At 68.8% G+C, this 4,611-nt stretch carries 7 protein-coding genes; 1 reads left to right on the plus strand and 6 read right to left on the minus strand.

The genetic code is table 11. From position 1 onward, the window contains the following. The 3 genes from Q0672_RS11325 to Q0672_RS11335 form a co-directional block, all read right to left on the minus strand. On the minus strand, nucleotides 1–412 hold a 412-nt coding region (locus tag Q0672_RS11325), incomplete at its 3' end, for a UbiA family prenyltransferase (RefSeq protein ID WP_298622256.1). 33 nt (nucleotides 413–445) lie between these two features. Beyond that, nucleotides 446–1,036 (minus strand): hypothetical protein, encoded by a 591-nt coding sequence (locus Q0672_RS11330; RefSeq protein ID WP_298622258.1) that lies wholly within the window; start codon nucleotides 1,034–1,036, stop codon nucleotides 446–448. Further along, a complete protein-coding gene (locus tag Q0672_RS11335) occupies nucleotides 1,033–1,803 on the minus strand; it encodes an SURF1 family protein (protein ID WP_298622260.1) in 771 nt (256 codons plus the stop codon). The genes Q0672_RS11330 and Q0672_RS11335 overlap by 4 nt, the downstream gene beginning before the upstream one ends. Between Q0672_RS11335 and Q0672_RS11340 the strand changes: the two genes are divergently transcribed. Continuing rightward, the gene (locus tag Q0672_RS11340; protein ID WP_194271277.1) at nucleotides 1,793–1,987 is read left to right on the plus strand and encodes a twin transmembrane helix small protein; all 195 of its coding nucleotides are present in this window, start codon (nucleotides 1,793–1,795) and stop codon (nucleotides 1,985–1,987) included. The genes Q0672_RS11335 and Q0672_RS11340 overlap by 11 nt on opposite strands. Here Q0672_RS11340 and Q0672_RS11345 read toward each other — a convergent pair. From Q0672_RS11345 to Q0672_RS11355, 3 genes are all read right to left on the minus strand, one after another. Further along, entirely contained in the window at nucleotides 1,975–2,847 is an 873-nt protein-coding gene (locus Q0672_RS11345; RefSeq protein WP_298622264.1) for a cytochrome c oxidase subunit 3, read from the minus strand. The genes Q0672_RS11340 and Q0672_RS11345 overlap by 13 nt on opposite strands. Next, on the minus strand, nucleotides 2,844–3,413 hold the full coding sequence (locus tag Q0672_RS11350; RefSeq protein WP_298622266.1) for a cytochrome c oxidase assembly protein: 570 nt from the start codon (nucleotides 3,411–3,413) through the stop codon (nucleotides 2,844–2,846). Before Q0672_RS11350 ends, Q0672_RS11345 begins: the two co-directional genes overlap by 4 nt. Before the next feature lie 134 nt (nucleotides 3,414–3,547). Further along, the coding region (locus Q0672_RS11355; RefSeq protein WP_298622267.1) for a cbb3-type cytochrome c oxidase subunit I at nucleotides 3,548–4,611 on the minus strand (1,064 nt) is incomplete at its 5' end.

Here is a 4,611-nt window from a genome sequence, read left to right on the forward strand (position 1 = left end):
CGATGGCGTAGCCGAGGAAGGTGGCGAGGGTGAGCCACATGGTGAGCGGATTGACCGCCACGTGCAGCAGCCACAGCCCGGTGCCGCCGGTGAGGCAGGCGAGGGTGAGGGTTTCGGCGGGGGTGATGATGCCCAGCGGCAGCGGCCGGCCGCGGGTGCGGGCCATGCGGGCGTCGATGGTGCGCTCGACGAGGCAGTTGATCGCCGCCGCCGCGCCGGCCACGAGACCAATGCCCAGGGTGGCCGCGATCATCAGCCCGGCGGGCGGCCAGCCGGGCACGGCGAGGAACATCCCGATCATCGCGGTGAACACGATCAGGCTGTTCACCCGCGGCTTGCACTGGGTGGCAAAGGCGGCCAGACGCAGGCGCAGGGGCGTGGCGAGGGCGGTGGTGCGGAGGGTCGTGGGCATCGTGGTCTCTCCGGTGGCGTGCGTGTGGTCTGGTCAGCCGGCCCAGGCGTAGCGGAGCAGGCGGTCCATGTCTTTGAGGATGTCCTTCGGGTCGGCGTCGGTGGCGTAGCGCAGGATGATCTGGCCCAGCGGATCGACCACGAAGACCCGATGGCCCGCGGTGCTCAGGTCGAAGGCGCCAGCGGCCTCGGTGCCGGTGGCGACGAGCGGGTGCAGATCAGGCTGGATGGCGAGGAGCGGCGCGGGGTCAGCGCCCGGCTGGTCGGTGACCCAGGCGCGCTGCACCCGCGGCATCTGCTTGTAGAGGGCCACGTGCACCTGGCGGGTGGTGATGATCCACTGCCGGCAAGCCGCCTCGCAGGGGCCGCTGCCGGCGACGATGATCGTCCAGTGGTTTTCGAAGTCGGCCCTGGCCACGGGCTTGCCGGCGGTGTCTGCGAGGAGCGGAACCGGGCGCGGCGGGGTGAGGAGCTCGCCGTGGCTCGTCGCCTTGGCCGGTCGCCAGCCCCAGGCGTAGAGCCCGCCGCCGATGGCGAAGGGCAGGATCAGGAGCGCCACTACCAGCAGCAGCGGGCGGTAGCGGGCGAAGGGCGAGGTGGGCATGGTGGGGCTTCCTGCGCTCATGGCCGCCTCCAGCCGAGGGTGAACCAGATCAGCACCGCCGAGGCGGCAAAGCCGTACCACTGCAGGGCGTAGGAGAGGTGGCGCTCGAAGCGCTCGTCGGGGCGGGGCCAGTCGCGCACGAAGCCGGCCGGGGCGTCCGGGGCGAGCTGCACCACCACCGGCTGCAGCGGGTAGGGCGCGCTGCCGGCGAAGCGGGCCAGGTCGAGGTTCTGCCACACGGGCTGCCAGCCGGCCTGCGGGGCGTCGCCCAGGGTGAAGAAGCGCGTTCCGGGGACGACGGCGGTGCCGCTCAGGGTGACCGGCCCGACGGGCGTGGCGACCTGCGGGATGTCGTCGTGACGGGCGTTGGCGGGGATCCAGCCACGATTGACCAGCACCCGCATGTCGCTGCCGTCGATGCGCAGCGGCGTGATCACGTGGTAGCCGGCCTGCTCCCGGTGGATGCGGTTATCGACGAGGAACTGGCGGTCGGTCTCGAACTGCCCGCGTACCGTCACCGGGCGCGAGCGCAGGGCATCGGCATCCACCGGGGCGGCGCCGATGCTCACCGGCGCGTCGCCGCCCCGGGTGTCGAGCAGGTGCTGGGCGGCGAGCTTGCGGTCGGCCTTGGCGTGCTGCCAGTTGCCGAGCTGGATGCAGCCCGTCGCCACCGCCAGCGCCACGGCGCCGCCCCACCAGGACGGGCGGAAACGGCGGCCGCTTGTGGCCGTCCGGGTGACGGCGCAGAATCGGGCGACGATGTTGGGGGAGCGAGCCGTGCTGTTCAAGTTTGCCGTGGTGCTCATGCTGTTGCTGGTGATTGGCAGCCTCTTTTCGGGCTTGTTCTTCCTTTATCGCGACAAGGGGGCGGGCGACCGGGTTGTGCGGGCGCTGACCTTGCGCATCTCCCTCTCTCTGCTCCTCTTCGTGGCGCTATTGCTCAGCTATCGCTTCGGGCCTTACAGCCAGTAGACGACGACGAACAGCAGCAGCCACACCACATCGACGAAGTGCCAGTACCACGCCACCGCCTCGAAGGCGAAGTGGCGCTTGGAATCGAAATGCCCCGACAGGCAGCGCCCGGCCACCACGGCCAGCATGATGGCGCCCAGGGTGACGTGGAAGCCGTGGAAGCCGGTGAGCATGAAGAAGGTGGCGCCATACACGCCGGCGCCCATGGTCAGGCCCAGCTCGGTGTAGGCGTGGTGGTATTCGTAGGCCTGGAAGCCCAGGAAGATCACCCCCAGCAGCACCGTGAGGATGAGCCCGGTGTTGAGCTGGGCGCGCTTGTTCTGCATCAGCCCCCAGTGGGCCCAGGTGAGGGTGGCGCCTGAGGTGAGCAGCAGCGCGGTGTTGATCGCCGGAATGCCCCAGGCGCCCATCGGCGTGAAGCTGGCGCCCTTGGGGCCGGCCGAGGGCCAGGCGGCGGTGAAATCCTTGTACAGCGTGAAGGCCGGGTCCATGCCCGCCAGCGCCGGCACCGAGATGTTGCGGCAGTAGAACAGCGCGCCGAAGAAGGCCGCGAAGAACATCACCTCCGAGCCGATGAACCACACCATGCCCTGGCGGAAGGATTGGTCTTCCCAGTCGGTGTAGGCGCCGCGCTGGTTCTCGGCGATCACCGCGCCAAACCATTTGAACAGCACCGCCATGATGACCGCCGCGCCCGTCGCCATCACCCACGGCCCGGGCGTGAAGTGGTTCATCAGCAGGATGAAGCCCAGCGCCAGCAGGAACATCCCCCCCGACAGGATGAAGGGGTACAGGCTGGGTTGCGGCACGTAGTAGTGGCCCGCGTGGGGCGCGGCAGATCGGGCGTGGGATGCGTTCACTGGGTGCTCCCTGAGGGTGGGGTTGGGGCCGGGAAGAAGGCGTAGGCGAGGGTGAGCTCGCTGATGTCGCTACCGATCTCCCGGTCGACGATGAAGGTCAGGGCCATCTCGCGGGATTCGCCGGGGGCGAGGGTCTGCTGGGTGAAGCAGAAGCAGTCGAGCTTCTTGAAGTGCTTTGCCGCCACGGTGGGCGACACGCTGGGCACGGCCTGGCCGACGATGGGCTTGTCGGAGAGGTTGCGCACCAGGAAGCGGGTGGTGCGCAGTTCACCCGGGTGGAGTTCGATGGACGGCTCCAGCGGGCGGATCTCCCAGGGCAGGCCGGGCATCAGGGTGGTGGTGAACTGCACGCCCAGCTTGCGGCTGGCGTCCAGCCCGCCGGGGGCCACGTCGCCGGCGGCGATGGCGTCCTTCAGCGTCTTGCCGTTGAAGCCCACGACCCGGCACAGGGTGTCGTAGAGCGGCACCAGCGCAAAGCCGAAGGCAAAGCACGCCGCCGCCAGCAGCACCAGCCGGCTGACGAGCCGGCCGTGCCTGCGGGGCGGGGGCAGGGTGGCTTCGCGCATGGCCTAGCGCTGGATGAAGAAGCCCACGATGTAGAGCCCCAGCGCCACGGCGCCGAGGGCCCAGGCAAAGCGCGCGGACGACTTGCGGCGCTGGGCGAGGTCGAATTCGGTGAGGTGCATGGCGTATTCCTTTCTCACTTGATGACCGGCTGGACATCCCACGAGTGGTGGGGCGGCGGCGAGCTGAGCTCCCACTCGAGGCCGCTGGTGCCTTCCCAGACCTTGTCGCTGGCCCGCTGACCGCCGCGCACGCAGCGCCACACGTTCCAGGCGAACAGCAGCTGGGACAGCCCCAGCACGAAGGCGCCCACCGTGGAGATGGCGTTGAACTCGGCGAACTGCAGGGCGTAGTCGGGGATGCGCCGGGGCATGCCGGCGAGACCCAGGAAGAACTGCGGCATGAAGGTGAAGTTGAAGCTGATGACGGTGAGCCAGAAGTGCAGCTTGCCGAGCCGCTCGCTGTACATGTGGCCTGTCCATTTGGGCAGCCAGTAGTACACGCCGGTCATCACGCCCATGATCCCGCCGGCGAACAGCGCGTAGTGGAAGTGGGCGACCACGAAGTAGCTGTGGTGATACTGGGCGTCGGCGGCCACGTCGGCCAGCACCAGGCCGGTGAGCCCGGCGATGCCGAACAGCACGATGAAGCCGATGGCGAACAGCATCGGCGTCTCGAAGCTCATGGCGCCGCGCCACATGGTGGCGATCCAGCAGAAGAACAGCACCGCCAGGGGCAGGGAGATGGCCATCGTGCTGTACATGAAGTACAGCAGCGCCGGCACCGGCAGCCCGGCGGTCATGAAGTGGTGGGCCCACACGATGAGTCCCAGCACGCCGATGGCGATGAAGCCATAGACCTGGGCGGTGTGGCCGTAGATCGGCTTGCGGGAGAAGGTGGACAGCACGTGGGGCATCAGCCCCCACACCGGCAGCAGCAGGATGTAGACCTCCGGGTGACCGAAGAACCAGAACAGGTGCTGGAACAGGATCGGGTCGCCGCCGCCGGCTGCGTCGAAGAAGTGGGTACCGAAGTGGCGGTCGGTGAGCAGCATGGTCACGCCGCCGGCGAGCACCGGCAGGGTGATGATGAGCAGCACCGCGGTCACCAGCCAGCCCCAGCAGAAGAGCGGCATCTTCATCAGCGTCATGCCCGGGGCGCGCATGTTGAGGATGGTGGCGATGATGTTGATCGAGCCCA

It is taken from the genome of uncultured Zoogloea sp. (assembly GCF_937894855.1).
In the GTDB taxonomy this organism is placed as follows: Bacteria; Pseudomonadota; Gammaproteobacteria; order Burkholderiales; family Rhodocyclaceae; genus Zoogloea; species Zoogloea oryzae.